17 protein-coding genes and 6 pseudogenes are annotated in these 24,754 nt (G+C 60.3%); 12 read left to right on the forward strand and 11 right to left on the reverse strand.

Features of this window, described 5'->3' with window-relative positions:
- The first annotated feature begins 40 nt into the window (after window positions 1-40).
- The 3 genes and pseudogenes from uvrD (at window position 41) to LJU32_04385 (ending at window position 3,879) form a co-directional block, all read left to right on the forward strand.
- Window positions 41-2,220 (forward strand): annotated as a pseudogene (gene uvrD / locus LJU32_04375) (DNA helicase II).
- Between the two features lie 239 nt (window positions 2,221-2,459).
- Window positions 2,460-3,335, forward strand: a complete 876-nt coding sequence (locus LJU32_04380; protein WKV89619.1) for a Tim44 domain-containing protein — start codon at window positions 2,460-2,462, stop codon at window positions 3,333-3,335.
- A 136-nt stretch (window positions 3,336-3,471) separates the two neighbouring features.
- Entirely contained in the window at window positions 3,472-3,879 is a 408-nt protein-coding gene (locus tag LJU32_04385; protein ID WKV89620.1) for an SMI1/KNR4 family protein, read from the forward strand.
- Between the two features lie 20 nt (window positions 3,880-3,899).
- Here the strand turns inward: LJU32_04385 and LJU32_04390 are convergent.
- Window positions 3,900-5,662: pseudogene (locus tag LJU32_04390) on the reverse strand (cation:proton antiporter).
- Window positions 5,663-5,939: 277 nt separating this feature from the next.
- On the opposite strand from LJU32_04390, the gene LJU32_04395 reads away from it, so the two are divergent.
- The gene (locus LJU32_04395; protein WKV89621.1) at window positions 5,940-6,422 is read left to right on the forward strand and encodes an acyl-CoA thioesterase; all 483 of its coding nucleotides are present in this window, start codon (window positions 5,940-5,942) and stop codon (window positions 6,420-6,422) included.
- Window positions 6,423-6,537: 115 nt separating this feature from the next.
- Here LJU32_04395 and pdxY read toward each other — a convergent pair whose 3' ends face one another.
- Entirely contained in the window at window positions 6,538-7,410 is an 873-nt protein-coding gene (pdxY, locus tag LJU32_04400; protein ID WKV89622.1) for a pyridoxal kinase PdxY, read from the reverse strand.
- Window positions 7,411-7,527: 117 nt separating this feature from the next.
- On the opposite strand from pdxY, the pseudogene LJU32_04405 reads away from it, so the two are divergent.
- Window positions 7,528-7,940, forward strand: a pseudogene (locus tag LJU32_04405) (DUF3301 domain-containing protein).
- Between the two features lie 6 nt (window positions 7,941-7,946).
- Here the strand turns inward: LJU32_04405 and LJU32_04410 are convergent.
- Window positions 7,947-8,911, reverse strand: a pseudogene (locus tag LJU32_04410) (CobW family GTP-binding protein).
- 40 nt (window positions 8,912-8,951) lie between these two features.
- Here LJU32_04410 and LJU32_04415 point away from each other — a divergent pair.
- Complete coding sequence (locus tag LJU32_04415) at window positions 8,952-9,308, forward strand: NADH:ubiquinone oxidoreductase (GenBank protein WKV89623.1); 357 nt, start codon at window positions 8,952-8,954, stop codon at window positions 9,306-9,308.
- A 3-nt stretch (window positions 9,309-9,311) separates the two neighbouring features.
- Here LJU32_04415 and LJU32_04420 read toward each other — a convergent pair whose 3' ends face one another.
- Entirely contained in the window at window positions 9,312-9,962 is a 651-nt protein-coding gene (locus LJU32_04420; protein WKV89624.1) for a DUF1826 domain-containing protein, read from the reverse strand.
- On the reverse strand, window positions 9,962-11,167 hold the full coding sequence (gene zigA, locus LJU32_04425) for a zinc metallochaperone GTPase ZigA (protein ID WKV91038.1): 1,206 nt from the start codon (window positions 11,165-11,167) through the stop codon (window positions 9,962-9,964). Before zigA ends, LJU32_04420 begins: the two co-directional genes overlap by 1 nt.
- 203 nt (window positions 11,168-11,370) lie before the next feature.
- Between zigA and LJU32_04430 the strand changes: the two genes are divergently transcribed.
- The 5 genes from LJU32_04430 to LJU32_04450 all read left to right on the forward strand — a co-directional run bounded on the left by LJU32_04430 (window position 11,371) and on the right by LJU32_04450 (window position 15,149).
- Entirely contained in the window at window positions 11,371-11,748 is a 378-nt protein-coding gene (locus LJU32_04430) for a glutamine synthetase (protein WKV89625.1), read from the forward strand.
- An 83-nt stretch (window positions 11,749-11,831) separates the two neighbouring features.
- Window positions 11,832-12,728, forward strand: a complete 897-nt coding sequence (gene folE2 / locus LJU32_04435) for a GTP cyclohydrolase FolE2 (GenBank protein ID WKV89626.1) — start codon at window positions 11,832-11,834, stop codon at window positions 12,726-12,728.
- Entirely contained in the window at window positions 12,725-13,393 is a 669-nt protein-coding gene (locus tag LJU32_04440) for an ATP-binding cassette domain-containing protein (protein WKV89627.1), read from the forward strand. Before folE2 ends, LJU32_04440 begins: the two co-directional genes overlap by 4 nt.
- Window positions 13,393-14,262: a metal ABC transporter permease gene (locus tag LJU32_04445; protein ID WKV89628.1), complete on the forward strand. Its 870-nt coding sequence runs from the start codon at window positions 13,393-13,395 to the stop codon at window positions 14,260-14,262. The genes LJU32_04440 and LJU32_04445 overlap by 1 nt, the downstream gene beginning before the upstream one ends.
- 11 nt (window positions 14,263-14,273) lie before the next feature.
- Complete coding sequence (locus tag LJU32_04450) at window positions 14,274-15,149, forward strand: metal ABC transporter substrate-binding protein (protein ID WKV89629.1); 876 nt, start codon at window positions 14,274-14,276, stop codon at window positions 15,147-15,149.
- Window positions 15,150-15,231: 82 nt separating this feature from the next.
- Here LJU32_04450 and LJU32_04455 read toward each other — a convergent pair whose 3' ends face one another.
- On the reverse strand, window positions 15,232-15,750 hold the full coding sequence (locus tag LJU32_04455; GenBank protein ID WKV89630.1) for a DUF3617 domain-containing protein: 519 nt from the start codon (window positions 15,748-15,750) through the stop codon (window positions 15,232-15,234).
- Between the two features lie 131 nt (window positions 15,751-15,881).
- Between LJU32_04455 and cls the strand changes: the two genes are divergently transcribed.
- Window positions 15,882-17,321, forward strand: coding sequence for a cardiolipin synthase (cls, locus tag LJU32_04460; protein WKV89631.1), 1,440 nt, complete (start codon window positions 15,882-15,884; stop codon window positions 17,319-17,321).
- Window positions 17,322-17,331: 10 nt separating this feature from the next.
- On the opposite strand, the gene LJU32_04465 is transcribed toward cls, so the two are convergent.
- The 5 genes and pseudogenes from LJU32_04465 to LJU32_04485 form a co-directional block, all read right to left on the reverse strand.
- On the reverse strand, window positions 17,332-18,519 hold the full coding sequence (locus tag LJU32_04465) for a class I SAM-dependent methyltransferase (GenBank protein WKV89632.1): 1,188 nt from the start codon (window positions 18,517-18,519) through the stop codon (window positions 17,332-17,334).
- 176 nt (window positions 18,520-18,695) lie between these two features.
- The gene (gene cadA / locus LJU32_04470; GenBank protein ID WKV89633.1) at window positions 18,696-20,606 is read right to left on the reverse strand and encodes a cadmium-translocating P-type ATPase; all 1,911 of its coding nucleotides are present in this window, start codon (window positions 20,604-20,606) and stop codon (window positions 18,696-18,698) included.
- Window positions 20,603-21,651, reverse strand: a pseudogene (locus LJU32_04475) (protease modulator HflK). The gene cadA and the pseudogene LJU32_04475 overlap by 4 nt, the downstream one beginning before the upstream one ends.
- Window positions 21,648-22,691 carry a protease modulator HflC gene (locus LJU32_04480; protein WKV89634.1) on the reverse strand — a complete coding sequence of 348 codons (1,044 nt, stop codon included), beginning with the start codon at window positions 22,689-22,691 and terminating at the stop codon, window positions 21,648-21,650. The pseudogene LJU32_04475 and the gene LJU32_04480 overlap by 4 nt, the downstream one beginning before the upstream one ends.
- A pseudogene (locus LJU32_04485) lies at window positions 22,688-24,648 on the reverse strand (protease modulator HflK). The gene LJU32_04480 and the pseudogene LJU32_04485 overlap by 4 nt, the downstream one beginning before the upstream one ends.
- Window positions 24,649-24,754: the final 106 nt, after the last annotated feature.

Consider the following 24,754-nt stretch of genomic DNA (forward strand, 5'->3'; position numbering starts at 1 on the left):
GCGGTTTGCCCGGGCCTGCGGCGCACCCTAGAATGCCCCGATGCGCGATGATCTCTCCCTTCTGCTGAACTCCTCAACGATGCCCAACGCCAGGCCGTAGCGGCCCCGTCGGCCGTCAGTTGGTCCTGGCCGGCGCCGGTTCCGGTAAAACCCGAGTACTGGTGCACCGTATCGCCTGGTTGATCCAGGTCGAAAACGCCTCACCCCACTCCATCCTGTCGGTGACCTTCACCAACAAGGCCGCTGCCGAGATGCGCCATCGCATCGAGCAGTTGCTGGGCATCAACCCGGCCGGCATGTGGGTCGGCACCTTCCACGGCCTCGCGCACCGCTTGCTGCGGGCGCACTGGCAGGAAGCGGGCCTGAGCCAGACCTTCCAGATTCTCGACAGCGACGACCAGCAGCGGCTGGTCAAGCGGGTAATCCGCGAGCTGGGTCTGGACGAGCAACGCTGGCCGGCGCGGCAGGCGCAGTGGTTCATCAACGGGCAGAAAGACGAAGGTCTGCGACCGCAACACATTCAGGCCAGCGGCGACCTGTTCCTCGCCACCATGCGCGGCATCTACGAAGCCTACGAGGCAGCGTGCCTGCGGGCCGGCGTGATCGATTTCTCCGAACTGCTGCTGCGCGCTCGATCTGTGGCGCGATCACCCCGGCCTGCTGGCGCACTACCAAAAGCGCTTCCGGCACATTCTGGTCGACGAGTTCCAGGACACCAACGCCGTGCAGTACGCCTGGTTGCGCCTGCTCGGCAAGGGCGGCGACAGCCTGATGGTGGTCGGCGACGACGACCAGTCGATTTACGGCTGGCGCGGGGCGAAGATCGAGAACATCCATCAGTACTCTTCCGACTTCCCGGACTCCGAAACGATTCGCCTGGAGCAGAACTACCGATCCACTGCCGGCATCCTCAAAGCCGCCAACGCGCTGATCGCCAACAACACCGGGCGTCTCGGTAAAGAGCTGTGGACCGACGGTGGCGACGGCGAAGCGATCAATCTGTACGCCGCGTTCAACGAACACGACGAAGCCCGTTACGTGGTGGAAACCATCGAAAGCGCGCTGAAAACCGGACTGGCCCGTAGCGATATCGCCATTCTGTACCGCTCCAACGCCCAGTCGCGGGTGCTTGAAGAAGCCCTGCTGCGCGAGCGCATCCCGTACCGCATCTATGGCGGTCAGCGCTTCTTCGAACGCGCGGAAATCAAGAACGCCATGGCGTATCTGCGTTTGCTTGAGGGTCGCGGCAACGACGCGGCGCTGGAGCGGGTGATCAACGTGCCGGCCCGGGGCATCGGCGAGAAAACCGTCGAAGCGATCCGCGAGCATGCGCGGCACAGCGATGTGTCGATGTGGGAAGCGATGCGCCTACTGGTGGCGAACAAAGGCCTGACCGGCCGTGCAGCGAGCGCGCTCGGTGCGTTTATCGAGCTGATCGAGAACCTCGCCGCCAAGTGCGCCGAGATGCCGCTGCACCTGATGACGCAAACCGTCATCGAGCAGTCCGGCCTGATCGCTTATCACGAAGCGGAAAAAGGTGAGAAAGGCCAGGCCCGGGTAGAAAACCTTGAGGAACTGGTCAGCGCCGCACGCAACTTCGAGAACACCGAAGAAGACGAAGAACTGACGCCACTGGCGGCGTTCCTCGGCCACGCTTCGCTGGAGGCCGGCGACACTCAGGCCGACGAGCACGAAGACAGCGTTCAGCTGATGACCCTGCACAGCGCCAAAGGCCTGGAATTCCCTTACGTGTTCCTCGTGGGCATGGAAGAAGGTCTGTTCCCACACAAGATGAGCCTGGAGGAACCGGGGCGTCTTGAAGAGGAACGGCGTCTGGCTTACGTCGGTATCACCCGGGCGATGCAGAATCTGGTCATGACCTACGCGGAAACCCGGCGCCTGTACGGCAGCGAAACCTACAACAAGGTGTCGCGTTTCGTACGGGAGGTGCCGAAAGGCCTGATTCAGGAAGTTCGTCTGTCCAACAGCGTCAGCCGACCGTTCGGCGGCAACCAGTCGATGAGCGGCAGCAATCTGTTCAGCGGCAGCGAGATTCCGGAAACCGGTCTTGTGCTCGGTCAGGCCGTGCGCCATTCGATCTTCGGCGAAGGGGTGATCCTCAACTTCGAAGGTTCCGGCGCCCAAGCCCGGGTGCAGGTGAACTTCAGCGAAGGCAGCAAGTGGCTGATGCTCGGTTATGCCAAGCTGGAAGCGATCTAACCACCGGCACTGAACCCCTGTGGGCGCGAGCCTGCTCGCTCCCACAGGTTATGCGGCGCAAGTGCATCAATCCCTCTGAACCTATCGCCTTTTCCTACAGACAAAAGTACATCGGCTGATTGCCTCGCCAAGCTGAACGCGACCTGTCAGGCAAAAGCCCGAAACACTCTCTCGCTAGCCAGTAACACCTCAGCTGTGCAACATGGCGCGCGTGTCTCCACAAAACGGGAATACCCTTTATGAAACGTTTTCTTAGCATCGCCATGGCGTTGTGCATCGGCCTGACGATGAGCCTCGACGCCAACGCCAAGCGCTTTGGTGGTGGCAAAAGCGCCGGCGCTGCGCCGACGCACCAGACCAGCCAGATGGCTCCTTCTTCTCCTGGCGTGGGCGGCGCAGCAGCGACCGCTGGCGCTGCCGGTGCTGCTGGCGCCGCGGCCAAGGCCGGCGGTGCTTCGCGCTGGCTCGGCCCACTGGCGGGTATTGCCGCCGGTGGCCTGCTCGCATCGATGTTCATGGGCGACGGCTTCCAGGGCATGCAGATCTTCGACATCCTGATCATGGCCCTGATCGCGTTCGTGATCTTCCGCTTCATCGCCGCCCGTCGTCGCAAGCAGCAGGAGCAATTCGCTCCGGCCGGCGCGCCGATGCAGCGTGAAGTGTTCGAGCAGAAGCCTGCCGCCATGGGTTCGATCTTCGGTGGTTCGGCTGCTCCGGTTGCCGCCCGTCCAGTGATCAATGCACCGGCCTGGTTCAACGAACAGCGCTTCCTTGAAGCTGCGCGCAGCCACTTCCAGTCGCTGCAGCAGCACTGGGACGCCAACGAAATGGACAAGATCGCCGAGTTCGTGACCCCGCAAATGCTTGAGTTCCTCAAGCGTGAGCGTGCGGATCTGGGCGACGGCTTCCAGTCGACCTACATCGACAACCTGCAGGTGCAACTGGACGGCGTCGACGATCGTGCCGACAAGACCATCGCCACCCTGACCTTCACCGGCGTGTCGAAAACCTCGCGTTTCGACCAAGGCGAAGTGTTCAGCGAAAGCTGGAACATGGAACGTCCGCAGGGCGACAACCAGCCTTGGCTGGTCGCCGGTATCCGCCAGAACGGCTGATCCCTGCTGCGCTTCACTTGCGGTAACAGAACCCCGGCCTCGGCCGGGGTTTTTCATTTCACGGTTGCATCTATAGCGAGCTACTGTATAAACCGGCCCATATAAACCGCGCCATTCAAGCAAGAGGATCCCGGACGTGGAAGAAATCATCGAACAACTGCGCGAAGCCAACGAACCCGTGCCGGTTCCATTGGAATTGCCTGACGAAGACCAATTGGTGGAGATCGAAGAAGAACTCTTCATCAACATTCCGTTCGTCTTCAAAGAGTTTTTGCTGACCGTCAGCGACGTGGTCTATGGCAGCCTCGAGCCGGTAACCGTCACCGACTCGCAATCGCACACTTACCTGCCGGACGTTGCCGCTAATGCCTGGGACGCCGGCGTGCCGCGCGACCTGATTCCGATCTGCCAGGACGGCGACAATTACTACTGCGTTGAAGAAGACGGCACCGTGGTGCTGTGGTCCGGCGAAGAAGAGCTGATCACCGAAGAATCATGGGAATCGGTGTGGCACTGGGCGCGGGACGTCTGGCTGGAAAGCTGAGCCGCCAGACGCCCCGGTGGTCAGTGCCCCGACGACTCCTTGTGGTTGTCGAGGGTTTCCAGCAAGGCCACCTGCATGCGCGTATGCACGCGGATGAACCAGCGCCACAGCAGCGCCGCCACGGCGGCCGCGACGACGGCGATCAGCACCAGCAGCTTGTTGGTCGGCAGGATACTGGCCGACAAGGCTGCCAACAGCAGGAAAATCACCAGCAGCGAGAGAATCGGGATCACTTCGGCGATCACCCGGCGCACTCGCTGCGTGTGACGCCCGGCCATCTCCGGCTTGACGCCCATTTCCGCCAGCAGCATCGACAGCGCCTTGAGCTTGCGGTAAGCGGCAATCAGGAACGGTAGCGAGACCAGCAACGCACCGCCCCAAATGAGAGCCTTCTGCCAGCTCGGATCGCTAATCCAGTCCTGCAGCCACAACGACATGCGCTCGGCGAAGTATGCGCCGGCAAAGAAGATCGCAATCACCAGCGCCAGATTGACCCCGACCTGCAACAGGATCCGCCGGATCATCGACGCCAGCAGCGCACCCTCGCCCTGCGGTTGAATACTGCGCAACCATTCGCCATACATGCCGAGCACCCGCCCGAGCCGCTTGGGCACAGCGGCCGAGAGCTTGATCGACAGCGGGTCCGCCGCACGGATCAGATACGGCGTCAGCAGCGTGGTGATCACCGACACGGCCACAGCGACCGGATAGAGGAAGTTGCTGGTGACCTGCAAGGTCATGCCCAGCGCGGCGATGATGAAGGAAAATTCGCCAATCTGTGACAGACCCATGCCGACTCGCAGCGAGGTCCGTCCGTCATTGCCGGCGATAAACGCACCGAGGCCGCAGGACAACATCTTGCCCAGCACCACGGCCACGGTGATCACCGCGATCGGCCAGGCGTATTCGATGAGAATCAGCGGGTCGAGCATCAAGCCAATGGCGACAAAAAAGATCGCACTGAACAGGTCGCGAACCGGCTCGACCAGCCGTTCGATTTTCAGCAATTGCCGCGACTCGGCCATGATCGCGCCGATCAGGAAAGCGCCGAGCACCATGCTGTATTCAAGCTTGACCACCAGCAGGCAGAAGCCGAAACACAGGCCGAGTACGGTGATCAACAGCATCTCGTTGCTTTCGAATTTCGCCACATAAGCCAGCAGACGCGGCACCACCAGAATGCCGATGACCAGCGCGACGATCATGAACAGCGACAGCTTGCCGACCGTGGAAAACACTTCCCCGAGCTCACCGTGCCGCTGACGGCGATGCTCGACAGCAGCGCGATGATGCCGATGCCAAGGATGTCCTCGACAATCAGCACACCGAAGATCAACTGCGCAAAGCGCTCGTTCTTCATCTTCAGGTCATTCAGCGCTTTGACGATGATGGTGGTTGAAGAGATCGCCAGAATCGCGCCGAGAAACAACGAATCCATGGTGTTCCAGTCGAACCAGCGACCGATTTCGTAACCGATCCAGATCATCAGGATGATTTCGAGAAACGCGGCAATGAACGCCGTTGCCCCAACCTTGAACAACTTGCGCAGGCTGAACTCCAGGCCAAGGCAGAACATCAGGAAGATCACCCCGAGTTCGGCCAGGGTCTTGATGGTTTCTTCGTCGTGAATCAGGCCGAACGGTGGCGTATGCGGGCCGATGATGAAGCCGGCGACGATGTAGCCGAGCACCACCGGCTGCTTGAAACGATGAAACAGCACGGTTACCACGCCCGCGACCAGCATGATCACTGCCAGATCCTGAATGAAACTGATGGCATGCATGGCGTGGGCTCCTTGATGACGAGGCGCGCGGACAGACGTCAGACGTTCTGCGCGAGCAGGGTAAAAATCCGCTTTTAATGTAGGAATTGCCCTTGGGCAGGGCTTTTGCAGGTTAACACCGCGACTTCGCTCTGGAAGCCGGTGCAATATATGGAAACAGATCGCTACCGGCGTGACGGCGGCCGCCGCGCGGCGTCCCGATAACGGTGCTTTTTGAAAAGCCACCAGGTGCCCGCAGAGGCGCTTCCTGCAATCAGCCTTGATCCGTGAGAACGTTATGGAACCCGGAAACGCCCAGCTGTCGATGACGGTACTGATGACCCCCGACATGGCCAACTTCTCTGGCAATGTCCACGGCGGCACCCTGCTCAAATACCTCGACGAAGTGGCCTACGCTTGCGCCAGCCGTTATGCCGGGCGCTACGTGGTAACGCTTTCGGTGGATCAGGTGATTTTCCGCGAGCCGATTCATGTCGGCGAACTGGTGACGTTCCTGGCCTCGGTCAACTACACCGGCAACACGTCGATGGAAGTCGGTATCAAAGTCGTCACCGAAAACATTCGCGAACGCTCGGTGCGCCACACCAACAGCTGCTTCTTCACCATGGTCGCGGTGGATGATCAACGCAAACCGGCCGCCGTGCCGCCGCTGCAACCGCAGAACAGCGAAGACAAACGCCGCTTCATGCAGGCGCAGCAGCGCCGGCAGATTCGTCAGGAGCTGGAGAAGCGTTATCAGGAGATCAAGGGCGACGCCTGATCAGCCTTGATTGATGTTGCCTGACAAATGGCTATCGCGAGCAGGCTCGCTCCCACATTTGGAATGCATTCTTCCTGTGGGAGCGAGCCTGCTCGCGAATAAAGACGACCCGGTCTCAGAGACTGATCGCTGTAGCCTCGAATTTCACCCGCGGATGCGCAATGCGATCCTGCGCCCGCACCAGTTGCAGCTCATAACTGGCGCACGCCTGGGTTTCCAGCAAGACCTCATGCACCGCCGCTGCGGTGAATTCGAACGCTGCCAGCAGGCTGTCGCCCAGCAGCACCCGTGCCAGGAACAGACCAGAGGTCAGATCGCCGACGCCCACTGGCTGACGCGGAAACGCCAGCAACGGACGGCGCAGATGCCAGCTGCCCTCGGCGGTCACCAGCAGCATTTCAAAACCATCCGCCGGCTTGCCCGGGTAATCCAGATGCTTGACCAGCACCGCTTTCGGCCCCCGCGCCAGCAGCGCACGGGCCATCGCCAGGCAATCGAACAACGACTGCGGCTTGCGCCCGGAAAAGCTGTCCAGCTCCAACTGGTTCGGGCACATGATGTCCGCCACAGCAGCAGCCTCATCGAGCAGAAAATCGCTGACCTCCGTCGGCACGCTGCAGCCCTTCTCCGGATGGCCCATCACCGGATCACACAGGTACAGCATCTTTGGATTGACCGCTTTGATCCGCGCCACGCCGCTGAGAATTGCCCGACCCTGCGCGGCGCTGCCGAGGTAGCCGGAGAGCACCGCGTCGCAGTTGCCCAGCTCGCCAATCGCGGCGATGCCTTCGATCAGCTCGGGAATCTGCTGTGGCGCCAGCACTTCACCGGACCACTGACCATACTGGGTGTGGTTGGAGAACTGCACGGTATTGAGCGGCCAGACGTTGACCCCGACGCGCTGCATCGGAAAAACCGCAGCGCTGTTGCCGGCGTGGCCAAACACCACGTGGGACTGGATGGCGAGCAGATGAGGCGTACGTTTCATTCGGGTCATTCCGTAAAACGATTGAAATTCAAGCCGCGCAGTATGCGACGAAACACAGCCTGTACGACAGACCGGCGAGACAGTTAAGCTGACGCCATCATTTGGAGTTCGATGTAGATGCTGACCCTGGAAAACATCTTCGTGCTGATGCTGTTCGCCGCTGCCGGTGCCTGGCTATGGCACAACCACGGCCTGCGCGAGCGCGCGCTGGAGCGGGTCAAGCAGCATTGCACCAATGTCGGCGTCGAGCTGCTGGACGGTAACGTCGCGCTGAAAAAATCGGTTTGATCAAGGATGCCAACGGTCGCCGACGACTGGCGCGGGTCTACAACTTCGAGTTCACCGTGACCGGCGAAAGCCGCCATAACGGCACCGTCACCCAGTTCGGCGCGCACAGTGCGCAGATTGAACTGGCGCCCTACCCGGCGCCGTTCGACGACACGCCGCCGGTGGTCGAAGTGCACAAGCCTCGCGCCGAAGTCATCGAGCTGAGCCAGTGGCGCCAGGAACATACCAAGTGGAAGCCTTGAGCTGACTCACTGAATCCGGCATGCAGCCAAATCGATCTTCAGCTGTTCGATGTTCTGCGGCTCGGCAAAGATCAGCTCGATTCTTGAGTCTTTACGCCATTCGCTGGCTTGCCAACTCAGTTCGGCATGCTCCAGCGCATTGCCCGAAACCCAGCCATCCGTGCTGTGGATAACCAGTTTCGCCCGCTTCCAGTCCAGCGCGCTCAGCCAATAGGCGATGCGTGCTTGATCAAATACCTGCCGCGGATGCCAGCGCCAACCGATGCTCCACCCACCCTCCTGCGCCTGACTCAGGCAAATCGGTTCGGCCGGATCTCCCCAGACCGCTGGCAGCTGTGCCAATCCAGTGGGCAGCGGCAGGTTACCTGCGCCTTCGTTTGCTTTTGCTTTCAGCCCCGGCAGCTCGCTCAGAGATAGCTGGGCTTGCTGCGTCCAGATCAGCCTGACGGGCGGCAACTGGCTGGCGATTTTCTCTCGAACCGCTTCATCGAGATCTTCCGCCTTGTTCAACAACAGCAAACCCGCGCTGGCCAACGCTTGCTGCTGGGCGTCCGGCAAGGCTCTACCCGCGTGCAATGCCTGAGCGTCCAGAACCAGCACACAGGGCTGAACCGCCAGCACGCCCAGCCACGGCGCCTCGTTCAATTGCTTGAGCAACTGCGCCGGATGGCCCAGCCCGGATGGCTCGATAAACAGTCGATCTGGCCTGGCCTTGCGCAGCAGGCGGCCGAGGCCGATCTGGAATGGCGCGCCATTGACGCAACACAGGCAGCCCCGGCCACCTCACCCAGTGCGATACCATCGGCGTCATTCGTCAGCATTGCAGCGTCCAGGCCGATCTGGCCGAACTCGTTGATCAGTACCGCCCAGCGTTCGTCCGCAGGCCGTTGCGCCAGCAACTGGCGAATCAGGCTGGTCTTGCCGGCGCCCAACGGGCCGGCGATGACGTGGGTCGGAATGTTCTGCAACATGGCGGGTACTTTCTGCGGACTGTTATTGAGGAGATCGAAGATGCGCTGGTCGGGATGGTCGTTGCTGTTGGCGCTCCTGTCGAGTGAAGCGTGGGCTCAGGCCTGCGTGGTGCACACACAGGGCGAACGGCTCGACGTCAAAGTCTGTCAGCAGAACCGGACGATTCCGCAGAAATTGTTCAATGATGGCTTCTGCCAACCGACGCTGGCCGGGCAGAAGGTCGAGGTGGAATACGTCGACCAGTGCCCGAACGGAGCTTTCGGCGTATGCAGCAACGCGCAAGTCGCCAATATGCCCTATCGCCAGGATATCCACTATTACGGCGTGGCCACTGACGCGGCGTATCTCAAGCCGTATTGCGAAGGCCAGAGCCAGGGCGCCTGGCGCAAGCCCTGAATTTCAGCCGAGCCAGTCGAGGGTCAGCAGCAGACGGCGCTCACCGGGCGCCGGTTGCGGCGAACGATGGATCAGGCCGAAGCCTTCATTGCCGTGCCATTTTTCGCCTTTGAGCAACGCGACGTCGCCGCTGTTGAGCTGGCGAATCGACGCTGCACCTTGCGGTTCGGCATTGGCCTGGCCAAGTTGCAGGCGATCCATCGCGCCCTCCTCAAGCCATTGGCTGCCAATGCCAGCGTAAGTAGTGATCAAGCGCACCGGCACGTGATCGACGTGGAAACGCGGACACATGGCCTTGTCCAGCACACGCAAACGCACGCCGATACGCCGCGCACCGAGCAGGCAGGCGAAGGCACTGATCAGCCATTTAAGATCGCTCATGAAACCTTCGAAACCTTGCAGATCACGCAGCCCTGCAGCCAGACCGGCGAGATCCGGTTCGGCATCTTCGTCGGGCAATTCCAGACACAGCGACTCGGCCAAGGGCTCGTTGAGTGACAGCACCAATTGCGCAAAATCGGCAATGTGCACGGGCAGCTGACGTTGCCAGACGGCGAGATTGGTCTGGTCTTCCAGGATTCGCGTCAACGTTTGCGGGGTCACGCCCTGGTGCTGATGACGGGTAAGCAGCGGCTGATCTTTGAGTGCGAGCATCAGGCGGCCTCTTCGTGCCAAGGACCGAATGGATCAGGCAGCAAGCGCCAGCCTTCTACACCCGTTGCCATTTCTTCGTCGGTCAGCAGACAGGCATCGAGTTCGGCGGACAGTTGTAGGAAATCTATGTTTTGACCGATGAAAACCAGCTCCTGCCGGCAGTCTCCTACGCTTTGGGTCCAATTTTCCATGATCGTCTGGACGCTTTCCTGATCCTCGGGCCATTGATTCTTTGGCACGAAACGCCACCAGCGACCGGCGAATCCATGCCGCATCAAGCCGCCGGCCTGCGACCAGCTACCGGCATCGGTGGGTTTGCTGGCGAGCCAGAAGAAGCCTTTGGAGCGCAGCAGCTTGCCGTTCAGCCATGGCCGATCAATGAAGCTGAAAAAGCGTTGTGGGTGAAATGGCCGGCGCGCGCGGTAGGCTGTCGAGGCGATGCCGTATTCCTGTGTTTCCGGGACGTGCTCACCGCGCAATTCCTGTAGCCATCCGGGCGCTTGTGCGGCCTGTTCGAAATCGAAACGACCGGTGTTGAGGATTTTCTCCAGTGAGATTTCGCCCATCACCATTGGAATGATTTCAGCCTGGGTATTCAGGCGCTTGAGGATGGCGGTGAGTTCTTCACGCTCGTGCTGGCTGATCAGATCGATTTTGCTGATCAGCAAGACGTCGGCGAATTCGATCTGCTCGATCAGCAGATCGGTGATGGATCGCTCGTCTTCTTCACCGAGCATTTCGTCGCGAGAGGCAAGGCTCTCGGCCGCCTGGTAATCCAGCAGGAAATTCACCCCGTCGACGACCGTGACCATGGTATCCAGGCGCGCGATGTCGGCGAGGCTTTGCCCCTGTTCATCACGGAAGGTGAAGGTTTCGGCAACTGGAAGCGGTTCGGAAATGCCGGTGGATTCGATCAGAAGGTAATCGAAGCGATCTTCGCGGGCGAGTTTGCTGACTTCTTCCAGTAGATCTTCTCGCAACGTACAGCAAATACAGCCATTGCTCATTTCGATGAGCTTTTCCTCAGCGCGGTTCAGGCGGACATCGCGCTGGACTTCACTGCCATCGATATTGATTTCGCTCATATCGTTGACGATCACCGCAACGCGCAAGCCGTCTCGGTTACGTAGTACGTAATTTAAAAGTGTACTTTTTCCAGCACCGAGAAATCCTGAAAGTACGGTGACGGGCAATTTGGCTGACATTGGATAATCCTTGTTAAGGGCAGCCGATCTGCGCTTTAGATCGCTCTTGGCGTATCGCGCTTCATGTATGCGGGGCAATGAAGGCAATCGATTGATCGGCAACTCAGGCTGGTTGAGGATTATGTTATAGTATAACAACTCAATCTTGCCAGTCCGACCCAGGATTTCGCAAATTGCCGCACCACCGACCGTGGGAATTCCCAATGAACAACGGGTTGAAATACCTGCTTTTGAGCTTTGCTATGTCGCTGGCCGGCCAAGCCCAAGCGCAGATGCCGGCGCTCGCGCACTGCACACGCAGCGCTAATCTGCTGGCGTGCGTGGAAGCCGACGGCAATGCCTATAGCGTCAATACGGTGGGCACCACGCTTTACCTGCGCGGATACGAGAAGGACGGCCATCGCTATTGGGCGCAGACCAACAGCCGTTTCGGCCAATTAACCTTTTTTACCGGAATCGCCTCCGATGGCGAGGCTTGGGTTAGCTATACCCGTCGTGTCGGCTGGACGACCATCAACCGCTTTTCCAGTTCAGGCGGTAGCAGCGCAAGGTTCACTTGTAGCCGAATGACGGGCTGCTAGTGAAAACCTTTTTATGAAAAAAGCATCGCCCAACGGACTGTTATAATGTAACGTTAAAAGAGGTCAATACTACGGTCTCAACCATGAATGCTCTTACTCTCCCGGATATCGCCGCACAATCTGCACGCCAGGCAATGCCTCTCGATTGGGTGGGAATGCGTGAGATCGCTCTGCCCGTTTTGCTTGAAGGCCAACGCCTCAGCGCCAGAGTCGACGCTGGCGTGAGTCTCGATGATAGTGAAGCGCGCGGGATTCACATGTCGCGCTTGTATTTGGCACTCGAAGCGCTCGAACAGCGGAGCCTTTCTCCCGCTTTATTGCATCAAGTACTCGAGTGTTTTTTGGCAAGCCACCGAGGCTTATCCGAGTGCGCATATCTGAATGTTCACACTGACTTGTTGCTGAAACGACCCGCGTTGGTCAGCCCCTTAGCCGGCTGGAAATCCTATCCGGCGTCCATTTCAGCGAGCCTGAAACAGCAAATGTTCCACGTGGAACTAAAAATTGAACTGCCCTATTCCTCGACGTGCCCATGCTCCGCAGCCTTGGCAAGACAGCTGATCCAACAGCAATTCATTGACGATTTCGCTAACAAGACTCTGCAACATGAAGATGTCCTGGCATGGCTCGGCTCAACCAAAGGGATCGTAGCGACACCGCACAGCCAACGCAGCTACGCACAACTGCACCTGCAACTCGACAACTTCATCGATGAGCTACCGCTGACCGCGATCATCGATGACGCTGAAGCAGCCCTCGGCACCGCCGTGCAGACCGCAGTAAAACGCCCCGACGAGCAAGCCTTCGCACTCGCCAATGGGCAGAACCTGATGTTCTGCGAAGACGCCGCGCGCCGTCTCAACCTGGCACTGCAACGCACGCCCGGCATCAACCAATTCCACATTCGCGTGATCCACGCCGAAAGCCTGCATGCCCACGACGCTGTTGCAGAGAGCAGTTGGCAACGGGAGCAGCCATGATCCGCTGCCAATCGCTGGTCTGGGGCACGCCTGGCCAACCGCTGACGACGCCTCTGAGTCTTGAGTTCGAAAGCGCCAGCCTGACCGCCATCATCGGCGCCAACGGCTGCGGCAAAAGCAGCCTGCTGAAAGTCATCGCCGGTTTGCAAAAACCTTTGGCTGGCAAAGTTGACATGGCTGTTCCACGACAAAGCGGAATTTCCTATCTGCCGCAACAGCAGCACCTTGATCGCCAATTCCCAATCAGCCTCGAAGAGCTCATCGCCGCAGGTTTCTGGGGCCGTCGGCTCTCGACACAACTGCGCACACAGCGACTGAAAAACGCATTGGAAGACTGGCACTTGAGTGGGCTCGAACAGCGCCCGTTGATGGCTCTGTCAGGCGGTGAGTTACAACGCGCCTTGCTCGCACGCCTGAGCCTCGCTGACGCCCCGGTGCTGTTGCTCGATGAACCGCACGCCGCACTCGACGAACTCGGCCAGCAACTGCTCTGGCAACACATCCACCACTGGCACGCCGAGGGCCGGACACTGGTCGTGGTCTGCCATGATCTGGCGGCTGTCCGCCAACACATTCCGAATACCCTGCTGATCAAAAACGGCCACTGCGTGTACGGAGCCAGTCGGGAAATGATCCAGCCGACAGCGCGCATGCAGGTGGCCTGATGCTCGCCACCCTCAGCCATTTCTGGCAACCCTTCGGCGACTTCGTGTTCATGCGCAGGGCCTTGCTTGGCGGCTTGGTGCTGGCGTGCAGCACGGCACCCTTGGGCGTGTTTCTGATTCTCAGACGGATGAGTCTGATCGGTGACGCTGTCGCCCACGGCATTCTCCCCGGTGCAGCGCTGGGATTCTGGTTTGCCGGTCTGAGCCTTCCCGCCCTCACCCTCGGTGGCCTGGGAGCCGGTCTGAGCATGGCCGGACTGGCGGCCTGGATCACCCGGCGTACGGGTTTGCGCGAGGACGCCAGCCTCGCCGCGATCTATCCGATCTCACTGGCCAGCGGCGTGCTGATTCTCGGCCTCGCCGGCAAACGCCTCGATCTTTTGCATCTGTTGTTCGGCTCGGCGCTAGCCGTGGATGGACCGACGCTGACCGGCATGCTTTGGGTCTCGGCGATCAGCCTCATGGCCATGGCCGCGATCTACAAACCCCTGCTGTTGGACACACTCGACCCGCTGTTCTTGCGCACGGTCAGTCGTCTCGGGCCGCTGGCTCATGGCGTGTTCCTGACTCTGGTCGTGCTGAATCTGGTGATCGGCTTTCAGGCCATCGGCGCACTGATGGTAGTCGGGCTGATGATGCTTCCGGCTGCCGCGTCGAGATTCTGGAGTCGTCGTCTGCCGATACTGATTGCCGTCGCCGCCGTCATGGGCTGCGTGTCGGTGTGGCTGGGTTTGCTGCTGTCGTTCTACTACTCGCTGCCCAGCGGCCCGGCCATCGTGCTGGTCGCGGGGGTCGGCTATCTGCTGTCGGTGGTGTGCGGACCGGTCCACGGTTTGCTGCGCCGCCCGCCTTTGCTCACATCCCAATGAGGTGTTTCCCGATGCGCGCTCTACTCGTGCTGTTCAGCCTGATGCTGTCGATGTCCTTGTCGGCCGCCGAAAAACTGCCGGTGGTCACCAGCTTCAGCATCCTCGCCGACATGGTTCATCAGGTCGGCGGCGAGCACGTTGAGATCACCAACATGGTCGGCGCGGATGCCGATGCGCACACCTACGAGCCGACCCCGGATGACGCCAAGGCGTTGCTCAAAGCCAAACTGATCATCAAGAATGGCCTCGGTTTCGAGCCTTGGCTGGATCGCCTGGTGAGCAGCACCGACAGCAGGGCGACGGTGATCAGTGCCAGTCACGGGGTGATTCCACGTTCGCTCGATGAAGACGGCGAAACCGTTCCGGATCCACACGCCTGGCACAATCTGGCGAACGCCGAGTTGTATGTCGCCAACATCACCAAAGCGCTGATTGCCGCTGACCCGGCCAACAAGGCTGACTACGAGCGCAACAGCCAGACCTATCTCAAACAGATCTACACTCTGCTCGCCGAAGCCAAGAGCAAACTTGGCGCACTGCCGCCGGGCAATCGCAAGATTGTTACCAGCCATGATGCCTTCGGCTATTTAGGTCAGGCCTATGGCATCGACTTTATCGCGCCACAGGGTTTGTCCACCGAACGCGAACCCTCTGCCGCCGAAGTGGCTGCGCTGATCACGCAGATTCGCCAGGCCAAGGTCAAAGCGGTGTTCATGGAAAACATCAAGGACGCGCGCCTGCTCAAGCAGATCGCGGATGAAAGCGGTGCGCACATCGGCGGCACACTGTACTCGGATGCACTGGCGGCGAGTGGACCGGCGAGCACCTTTACCGGGCTGTTCGAATACAACCTCAATACGCTGTACAAGGCGTTGAGCCAGCCATGAGCTGTGTGGTGTTCTGGCGATTCGCGAGCAGGCTCGCTCCCACAGTTGGAATGGGTTACAGCTGGGGAGCGCGGCGAAGGGTTTATGCGCGAGGTTTTACCGTACCGCAATCCTGACCCAGCCACACCGCACGGGTTTCCAGACTGCCTTTCTGGTTGATGCCAATGGCGTTGAAGGTGCCATTGGCGACGGTGGTGAATTCGCGGTCACTGAGGAATGTCGCTACGCCAGTGCCTTGGGCTTTCGGGCAGCTGAAGCGGAATTTCCATTGGTTGCCAGTGCGCTCGGTGATCTGTTGTTTGCAGCCCGATTGCGGGTCGGCCAACGGAATGTCGTTGGTCGCCACTTGCTGCGGTGTCAGGCAGGCGCGGATGCCTTTGCCGCCGATATTGATGCCATTCTTCTCCAGCGCCGCGCGTTGCTGGGGAGTGATCTGGCCTTGGATCTGGCCAAGAATCGATTGCACGTCCATGGCCTGATCATCGACCTTCAGATTGCTCGAAGTCATCTCCCACAATCCTGGCTGCAGCATTTGTGCCTGTGCAACCACCGGCAAAGCCAAACCCATGCCCAGCGCCAAACCCAGCAGACGAACGTTCATCGAGAAACTCCTGATCAGTTGTGGCCGTTAGACGCCGGCCGGTTGCGTCGGTTCATGCACCGATTAAATAGAGACATTCGCCGCGGAACATGGTCTGTTAAGCATTGCATTTCGCGGAGCAAGGCTGCCCCATGGATTTTTTCGGACCGCACATTTTCGGTTACCTGATCGCCCTGTTGCACACACTCGGGTCGATCGCGGCGATCCATGCGGTGCTCACCGTACGCACCGCGCAAGGCTCGATCGCCTGGGCATTGTCGCTGATCTTCATTCCTTACCTCACGCTTATTCCGTATCTGGTCTTTGGTCGCAGCACCTTCGATGGCTACATCAAGGCCCGGCGCCAGGCCAACGAGCAGATGCGCCTGGCCATCTCCGAATTGAACTGGCGCCCGTGGGTGGAAGAAGCCCTCGCCGCTCGCGCTTCGAGTGCCTACGCCTCACTGCGCGCGATGCCTAAACTGGGGCGCATGCCGTGCCTGGCGAACAACGAAGTGCAACTGCTGGTGAACGGCACCGCGACCTTCGATGCGATTTTCCAGGCGATCGCACAAGCGAAGGAAGCCGTGCTGATCCAGTTTTTCATCATCCACGACGATCGGCTCGGCCAGCGCTTGCGTGACTTGCTGTTGAAGAAGGCCACCGAAGGCGTGTCCGTTCATTTACTCTACGACCGCATTGGCAGCCACGCCCTGCCCCATCATTACGTGCAGGCATTGCGTGATGCCGGTGTCGAGGTCAAAGCCTTCGCCACGCGCAGCGGCTGGCTCAACCGCTTTCAGGTCAACTTCCGCAACCACCGAAAAATCGTCGTGGTCGATGGCGTAGTCGGCTTTGTCGGCGGGCATAACGTCGGCGATGAGTACATGGGTGAGAAGCCGCCACTGGCGCCGTGGCGTGACACCCACGTCAAAGTACGCGGGCCGGTGGTGGCCTGCATGCAGGAATCGTTTGCGGAAGACTGGTTCTGGGCTGCTCGAACATTGCCACCGTTGATCCTCCCGGATGCGTATCCGGAGGATGGCGTGCTTTGCCAATTGCTCGCCAGCGGCCCGGCGGATGCCTACGAAACCTGCTCGCTGTTTTTCGTCGAAGCCATTCATGCGGCAACGCAGCGGGTATGGATCACCAGCCCTTACTTCGTCCCGGACGAAGCGGTGTTCGCGGCATTGAGGCTGGCGGTGCTACGCGGGGTCGATGTTCGACTGCTGTTGCCGTCGCGGCCTGATCACCGCATCGTCTATGCCGCGTCCAGCCTGTATGCCTTTGAGGCGGTGCGTGCCGGCGTTCGGGTGTTCCGCTATCGACCGGGTTTTCTGCACCAGAAAGTGGTATTGATCGACAGCGAGATCAGCGCCATCGGCAGCGCCAATCTGGACAATCGCTCGTTCCGCCTGAATTTCGAAGTGATGTTGTTGACCGTTGACAGCGAGTTCGCCGCCTCCGTGGAACGCATGCTCAACGAGGATTTCGCCCAAGCCGATGAAGTGGCCAAAGAAGAAAGCCGGGAGATCCACCGCCTGCAGCAGGTCGGCATGCGGATCGCCCGGCTGATTTCGCCGATACTCTGAGCGCCCCGTTTCAGGGGTGGTAGATGTCGTCGCGGGTCCAAGGCAGTTCGTGGCTGCCATCCGCATGCGCTTTTACGGCGAGGATCTGATGCAGATTGATCCAGCCCCGCGCGAATGCATATGCGCAACCAGCCAGGTACAGGCGCCAGATACGCAACGCTTGCTCGGGTACCAGCTTCGCCGCAGCTTCGAGGTTGTCTTCCAGTCGCTCGCTCCAGTGATCGAGCGTGCGCGCGTAGTGCAGGCGCAAGCTTTCGACATCGACGATTTCCAGCCCGGCTTCACTGATCTCGGCTGAGATCATCGACAGATGCGGCAACTCGCCGTTGGGGAACACGTACTTCTCGATGAAGTCCCCGGCACCGCGTCCAACCGGACGGCCATCGGTGTGCTTGGCGGTGATCCCATGGTTCATCACCAGCCCGCCCTCCTTCACCGCGCCGAACAACGTCGCGCAATACTCGGCGAGATTGGCGTGGCCGACGTGTTCGAACATGCCGACGCTGACAACCTTGTCGAAGCGACCGTCCTGCGGCAGATCGCGATAGTCGAGCAACTGCAGCTCGACCTGGTCTTCCAGCCCTTCGGCCTTGACCCGCTCCTGCGCCAGCGCCAATTGCTCCTTGCTCAAAGTAATACCGAAAACTTTCACACCGAATTCTCGCGCCGCGTACCGCGCCAGACCGCCCCAACCACAGCCGACATCCAGCAGATACTCGCCCGGCTGCAAACGCAGCTTGCGGCAGAGATGGCGGAATTTGGCTTGCTGCGCCTGCTCGAGGGTTTCGCTGCCGGTTTCGAAATAGGCACAGGAATACACCATGTCGCTGTCCAGCCACAGCTGGTAGAACGCATTCGACAGGTCGTAGTGGTAGGAAATGGCTTTGGCGTCAGTGTCTTTGTCGTGATGCGCACGCACTGGCTGGCTGCCTTCTTCCTCGTCGAGCAGCGCACTGCTCAATTCGTCGCAAACCCGGATGACCTCGCTGATCGAGCCCTCCAGTTCCAGCTTGCCTTCGACGAACGCCGCACCCAGCGCATCCAGGCTTGGGTGGGTAAATTGAGTGACCATCTGCGGGTCCTTGACGACGATGGTCACGCTGGGCGTCGGGCCCAGATTGAACTCATGGCCGTCCCAGAGTCGCAGGCGAAGCGGTAGCTGCAGGTTCTGCAAGGCCGGTGGAAGTTGCGCGAGCATGGAAAATCCCCCTTGTTTCAGACGTCTGATCTGAGGGTAGACCAACCTGAAAAAATAGCAGGCTATCGATTCGATAAGCCGTGTCTATCGTCACCAGCGCCTCGGCTGAACAGCAGATACCACGCGCCTTACGATAAATGACTGCCTGTTCAGCCCGCGGTTCGATGAATTTTCTTTCATTTCGCCTGAGCGTCGAGCTTGAGCAATGGCTCCTGAAAACGCAGCAAACGTCCGGCGTTGCCCAACACCAACAGGGTACTCAGGTTATGCAGCAGCGCTGCGATCATCGCCCCTGCGGCGCCAAGCCAACCGAAAGCCGCGAAGACCACGATGGCCAGCGTCCAGCCGAGACCGATGATTACATTGACCTGCAAGGTGCGCCGGCACTGACGGCTCAAGCGCACACAGGTACCGAGGCGACGCAGATCGCTGCCGATCAGGACAATGTCTGCCGACGCCAATGCAATGTCAGCGCCGCCAGCGCCCATCGCCACGCCGACGACCCCGGCCTTGAGCGCGAGTGAATCGTTGATGCCATCGCCAACTACCATCGGCCGGAAGCCGTGATCGATTTCCTTGAGCACGCGGTTTAGTTTGTCTTCCGGTAGCGCTTGCGCCTGGACTTCATTCAGCCCGACTTCCTGCGCCAAGGTTCGGGCGACACTCTGACGATCACCCGTCAGCAGCAGCTGCCGTCCCAGACCCAGTTCGCGCAATTCGTTCAAGGCAATGCGTGCTTCCGGTTTGACGCTGTCGGCGAGCAACAGCCAGGCGAGGAACTTGCCGTTCAAAGCCAGGCCGGCGATCGGGCCATCATGTTCGGGAACAAGGGCTGTAGTGATGCCCAGTTGCGCGAACAACTCTGGACGACCGAGCGCAGCTTCGCCCTTCCCTGTCGTCGCCACTACACCCAACCCTTGGCGCTCATGGATATCAGTTAGAGGCCAATAGGTCTCTTGATCGGCGATCCCCGCAAGTGCCCGGCTCACCGGATGACCGCTTGCCGCGCCAAGACTGGCGGCCAGTGTCTGCGCTTCGGCGGTGTCCGCGTTCAGGCTGTCGATCGCCTGCAAGCGCAACGTGCCGTAAGTCAGCGTGCCGGTCTTGTCGACCACCAGCGAGGTCAGATCGGCAAGCTCTTCAAGAAATGCCGAGCTGCGAATCAGAATCCCATGGCGCGCAGCAACGGCGACACCGGCAATTGCCGTGGCCGGCGCCGACAGCACCAATGCACACGGACACGCTGCCACCAACACCGCGAGCATCGCCTGTGCATCGTTGGTGGCGAACCAGGTCACCGCTGCCAGCAGCAAGACCAGCACCATGTAACTGCCGGCATAGCGTTCGAGCAATCGCGTGATCGGCGGTTTCGAACGCTCGGCGTTCTGCATCAAAGCGATGACTTTACCCAAAGTGGATTCGTCGCCGGTGCGAGTGACTTCGACACGCAGCAATCCATCGAGGTTGATCGCGCCGCCGAACACCAGCATGCCGACGCCCGCTTCCACCGGTACCGACTCACCGGTAATCGACGCCGTATCGAGACTCGCTTGGCCGGATAACACACGACCGTCCGCCGGCACCCGATCACCGGCCCGCACCTCCACAACATCGCCCGCGCTGAGCATGCCGTTGTCCACTTCGATGATCGAACCGTCCGCTTGCAGCTTGCGCGCATGGCTGCGGGTCAACTGGCCAAGCGCGTTGATTGCTTCCTGGGAACCGATGACGCTGCGCTCCTCGAGCACATGGCCGAAGATCATGATGATCGGCAACAACGCCGCGGTGAGCAGATCACCGGTCGCCCAGGCGCCGAGCATGGCCAGCGCGATCAATTGATCGGTGATGCCATGCAGGCTCGGGTAACGCAGGCTGTACCACGCCGAACGCATGACCGGGACCGCGACCAGCAAGGAGGCGAAACCGAGCAGCAATTGGCTGACACCGTTTTGCTCCGGTAGCATCCAGCGCCAGAGCAAACCCAGGCCCAGCAGTCCGAGCGCAAGCATTGCCAGAGTCAATTGCCGCGCCGCGCGACGCTGTTCGGCCGAAGACAACAGACTTGGAGCAACAGTGTTCGCGGTCATTGACTGGCTCCTTGAATGATCAACCGGGAATCGTCTCTCGGGTTCACGCTAGTGACAGAGCCGGCCTGACCGAGAATCTTAGGCATGCGCTCGCGATACAGACGCAGGAGCATTTGCGGATCGCTAGACGTGGCCAGACTCGAGACCGTTGCGGTATCGGCCGAGGCTTTCGCGAGGCGCTCGCTCGCCTGCGCGTGAGCCACCTGCAGCGTGCGATCAGCCTGTTCGTTGGCAGATTGCGTAAGCTTTTCCGCCTCGGTTCGCGCATTGGCCACGGCTTTATCGGCCTGCTGGCTGGCGGTGAGGACCGCATTGAAGGCACTGACCGCGGGCTCCGGCAGACTCGATTGCACATCGACCCGTGACACCTCGATACCGATGCCCTGACCGCTCGCCTTCAGCTCGGCGAGACGCGCGTTGATGCCTTGCACCAGATCACCGCGCAATCGCTCGCGCCGCTCGGCCGCCTGATTGTCGGCGCCCACCAATTCCGGGCGAGCGACCAGAATAGTGTCGAGATCTCGCGCGGCGGTCAGGGCCACGGCGCTACGCGTTACCAACCGATCGAGTGCCGGCAGCACATGTTCGCCCTGTAACACGAACGCATAGGGATCGGAGACTTGGTAAAACACTCGCACGTCCAATTGCACTACGCCGGCGTCACCGGTCAATAAATAACCAGACCCAGCGAGTGCATCGCTCAATGGCGTGGCGAAGGACGCTACCCGGTCTGCCTTCAGCGCCTCGTCACTGCGCAACAGATTTTCCACTCGACGCTCGATCACCCGATCCGCCGCCGGCAACAGAACCACCTGCTCAAACGGCTGCGGCCACGCCCATAACAGTCCGGCATTCTGAACGCGGTCCAGCGCACCGAAGTGCAGTACTACTGCGCGGTTTTGCGGATCAATCTGCCGGACATTCGAGACCCCCATGCTAATGCGGCCAAAACAGTGATCACGTACAAGGCGATGAAGGTCAGACGACCGGCCTGAATCCACGGACTGTTCAACGCATGTGTTCCACGTGGAACTTCTTCGCTCATGGTTGCGATCCGGCTTTGTTGTCGAGCGCCGGTGGGCCGTCGACCAACACACGGAACGGCGCAGCATCGGTGCGCAGAATCAGTTTGGTTTCCGGTGTGACAATGGTGCCGAGGGTATCGAGCGAGCGCAGCAGGTTGTAAAGCTGCGGCGCGCTGGCGTAGGCGCGACCATAAATCTGCGCAGCCTCAACCCGTGACTGCGCTTCAATGTCAGCGGCTTTCACCGTTGCATCAGCCTGGACTATTCGCGCATCGCGCTCGGCGGCGGAGCGAATTTGCGCCGCTTCGCGTTTGCCAATGGCTGTACGTTCCGTAGCAATGGTTTCACGCTCGGCGCGCATGCGATCGACCGTTGCAATGAGCGTGACCGAGGGCAAAGTCAGCCGCTCGATACCCACCTGCACCACACGCACGCCATAAGTGACGAGCAACTGGTGATCGATCTGCTGACGCAACTGCGCTTCAAAATCGCCGATGCGCACTTGTTTGGCATCAGTGTTGACCAGATTGGCCAGATCGAAACTGCTGGCCGTGGTCTCCAGTGCTGAGCCGATAAAAGTGCGAATCTGCCGCGCTGCTTCGTCCGGCTGATTCTGCACGGCACGCATGAAACGCTGCACGTGTTCGGGATCACCCTGCACCTGCCACGCCACGTAGGCCTGAACGATGATGCGCAAACCGTCCTTGGTGCCGACGTCCTGCAAACCACTTGAGGTGGTACGTAGACGCAAGTCCACCGGGATCGCCGCTTCGAACGGTGCCGGCCAGCGCCAGCTCAAACCGGGATCAAGCAATACCCGCGAAGGATTACCGAAACGGGTGATGACTGTGGCTTCACCGGAGCGCACTTGCACCAGACTCGCGGCGGCAATGGCAAACGCCACCAGCAACGCAGCCCAAGCCATACGCCGCCATGGAAATGGACCGGCCTCTTGCGGATCGCCGTGATGATGGTGATGACCATGATGATGGTGATGCCCGCCGTGGCCGTGGTCGTGGCCGCTGTGGTCGTGAACATCATTAACAGGCGACTGGCTCAATGGGTGGCTCCTGGTTGAGCGGTGGTACGGACGGGCGACGGATCAGCCGGCAGCGTGAAAGTACGCAGGTCGATGGTTGGCGCATTTGCGCTGCCGCCGAGTCGATGATCGAGCACCAGCAACCTGGCTTTACTCAAGCCCTGACTGAGCTGGCTGAAATATTGCTCCAGCACGAAGGCCTGGCCAGCACTGGCGAAGGCTTTTTGCTCGGCGCTGAATTTAAGGTCTGCCGTTTGCGCAGCGGCATTGATCTCCCGCGCATTGGCCATTGCCTGATCCCGCGCCGTACTCGCCTGCAACTGCGCCTCGTTAGTGGCCTGCGCAGCCGCCCCGCGTTCGCGAGCGATCAACGCCCGCGCGCCGATCTGCGCCGCTTGCACACTGTGATAGGCATTCGCCGCGCCGGCCGGTGGATGAATCGCTTCGACGACTGTGGCAAGGATCTCCAAGCCACTGTTCAATCTGTTCAGATCCCTTTGCACTGCGCGACCGATTTCCTCGGCCAGCCCTGCCCTGTCGTCGCCGAGCAGACCGTCGAGGGTGCGAGAGGCAAAATCGTGAACCAGGATGCGGCTGGCGGTGCTGCGAATCAGTGTCGGCACATCGGCGCTGTTATAAGTCGCCGCGAGTGCCGCCTCGTCGTTCAACCCGATGCGATAAACGAAGCGCACGTCCATGTTGACGATTTGCAGGCCCTGCTGCGTGCCGCGGCTGCTGGCGATGACCTGGGACTTGTCATTAACGTGGCTGGCGTCCCACAAACGGTTGGCGGTCAGCGGCGCCGGGCCTTCAGCGGAGTCGGACGACACGGCGATTGGCTTGTCGTCGACACTGGTTGCCAGTTCATGGACCACGCCGTTTTCAACGGAGATCACACGCCCCAATGGCCAAGGCAACCCGCTATGCAAACCCGGGCCGAAAACCTGTACCGGTTTACCGAAGCGCTCATATATGCCGCGACCTTGCAGGGAATTTCATGTACCCCAGTCAGCAACCAACCGCTAAGGGCGACCACTGCCAACACCGGCAACAACGCCCGGCGCATGTAACTGAACGCCCAGATCTGGCGCAGATCAATGCCGAAACGATTGTGCATTTCATGCTGCAAGACCAGCAAAGGCTGCGGCGGCCAACGCAGCATATCGGCGATAAAACTGCGCGTCAGCAGGGTCGGTTCGAGCTGTTCGCGGCGCGGGCTGAAGACCGACAGCGCCGCGCGCAACAACAGTTCAAGGGCAACCAGCATCGGCAAGATTGCGCTGAGCACTGCAACGCGAATCGGCCAGACGGCGTGCTCGCTGGCAAACAACAGACACAGTGCACCGATCAACAGGGTGATGATCACCACGCGGGTCAGTTGCGCCAGCGCAGCCGCTTCTGGCCACTGCGCTGGCGGCTCCTGCGCCAGTTGCCGCTCCAGCACCAGCAAGGCGAAGGCCAGCAACAACGTCAATGCTGCACCAACGTTTGCCGACAGGCCCAAGGCCGCCGCAGGTAAAGCGAGACTCCACACTTGCTCGGTGCTGAGCAGAACCAGCAATGCCCAGCCAGCGAGCCACAATGCCGGCGCGCCGATTTGTCCTAGCAAATACCGGCCGCGCAGACTCAATCGCTCCAGCAGCCTCTCGTACCAACCTTCGGTAGCGACGCCCTCCTCCACCGCGGCCAGTTGCGCAGTTGGCGGATGCATCACCCGCGCGCGCCATTGCGCCACCCACCAGGCCGATTGCAGCCCGGCAACCAGCACCAGCAACGCTGCGCTCTGATTGACCAACAACGGCAACCACGCGGATTGCGGCGCAAATAAGCCGATGAAAAACGCCAACAGCCAGCCCAGCCCGGCCAACCCGCCGAGTCCGCAAGCCAGCCAACGCAACTTGCGTCCCTGCTCGCCAGCTTGCTGAAAGCGCGGCAGCTCGGCTACTGGCGTAGCGTCCAACTCAAGATCGACTTGCATATCACCCCGGCTAAATTGGTCTTAGCGTTACGATATAACGGAAACTGTGAAATATTCGTACACATTTACCGCTATTCAAAAACGCCGCAGCTGTCGCTTGCCTGAA

It is taken from the genome of Pseudomonas sp. B21_DOA, assembly GCA_030544685.1.
Classification (GTDB): domain Bacteria; phylum Pseudomonadota; class Gammaproteobacteria; order Pseudomonadales; family Pseudomonadaceae; genus Aquipseudomonas; species Aquipseudomonas fluorescens_AO.

Coding starts and splice junctions, on each gene's coding strand:
- pdxY (WKV89622.1), bottom strand. CDS start 7,410: ATGAAACGTACGCCTCATCTGCTCGCCATCCAGTCCCACGTGGTGTTT.
- LJU32_04420 (WKV89624.1), bottom strand. CDS start 9,962: ATGCTCGCACTCAAAGATCAGCCGCTGCTTACCCGTCATCAGCACCAG.
- cadA (WKV89633.1), bottom strand. CDS start 20,606: ATGACCGCGAACACTGTTGCTCCAAGTCTGTTGTCTTCGGCCGAACAG.
- cls (WKV89631.1), top strand. CDS start 15,882: ATGGATTTTTTCGGACCGCACATTTTCGGTTACCTGATCGCCCTGTTG.
- LJU32_04445 (WKV89628.1), top strand. CDS start 13,393: ATGCTCGCCACCCTCAGCCATTTCTGGCAACCCTTCGGCGACTTCGTG.
- LJU32_04465 (WKV89632.1), bottom strand. CDS start 18,519: ATGCTCGCGCAACTTCCACCGGCCTTGCAGAACCTGCAGCTACCGCTT.
- LJU32_04440 (WKV89627.1), top strand. CDS start 12,725: ATGATCCGCTGCCAATCGCTGGTCTGGGGCACGCCTGGCCAACCGCTG.
- LJU32_04450 (WKV89629.1), top strand. CDS start 14,274: ATGCGCGCTCTACTCGTGCTGTTCAGCCTGATGCTGTCGATGTCCTTG.
- LJU32_04380 (WKV89619.1), top strand. CDS start 2,460: ATGAAACGTTTTCTTAGCATCGCCATGGCGTTGTGCATCGGCCTGACG.
- LJU32_04415 (WKV89623.1), top strand. CDS start 8,952: ATGCGCTGGTCGGGATGGTCGTTGCTGTTGGCGCTCCTGTCGAGTGAA.
- LJU32_04395 (WKV89621.1), top strand. CDS start 5,940: ATGGAACCCGGAAACGCCCAGCTGTCGATGACGGTACTGATGACCCCC.
- folE2 (WKV89626.1), top strand. CDS start 11,832: ATGAATGCTCTTACTCTCCCGGATATCGCCGCACAATCTGCACGCCAG.
- LJU32_04455 (WKV89630.1), bottom strand. CDS start 15,750: ATGAACGTTCGTCTGCTGGGTTTGGCGCTGGGCATGGGTTTGGCTTTG.
- zigA (WKV91038.1), bottom strand. CDS start 11,167: ATGTCAGCCAAATTGCCCGTCACCGTACTTTCAGGATTTCTCGGTGCT.
- LJU32_04430 (WKV89625.1), top strand. CDS start 11,371: ATGAACAACGGGTTGAAATACCTGCTTTTGAGCTTTGCTATGTCGCTG.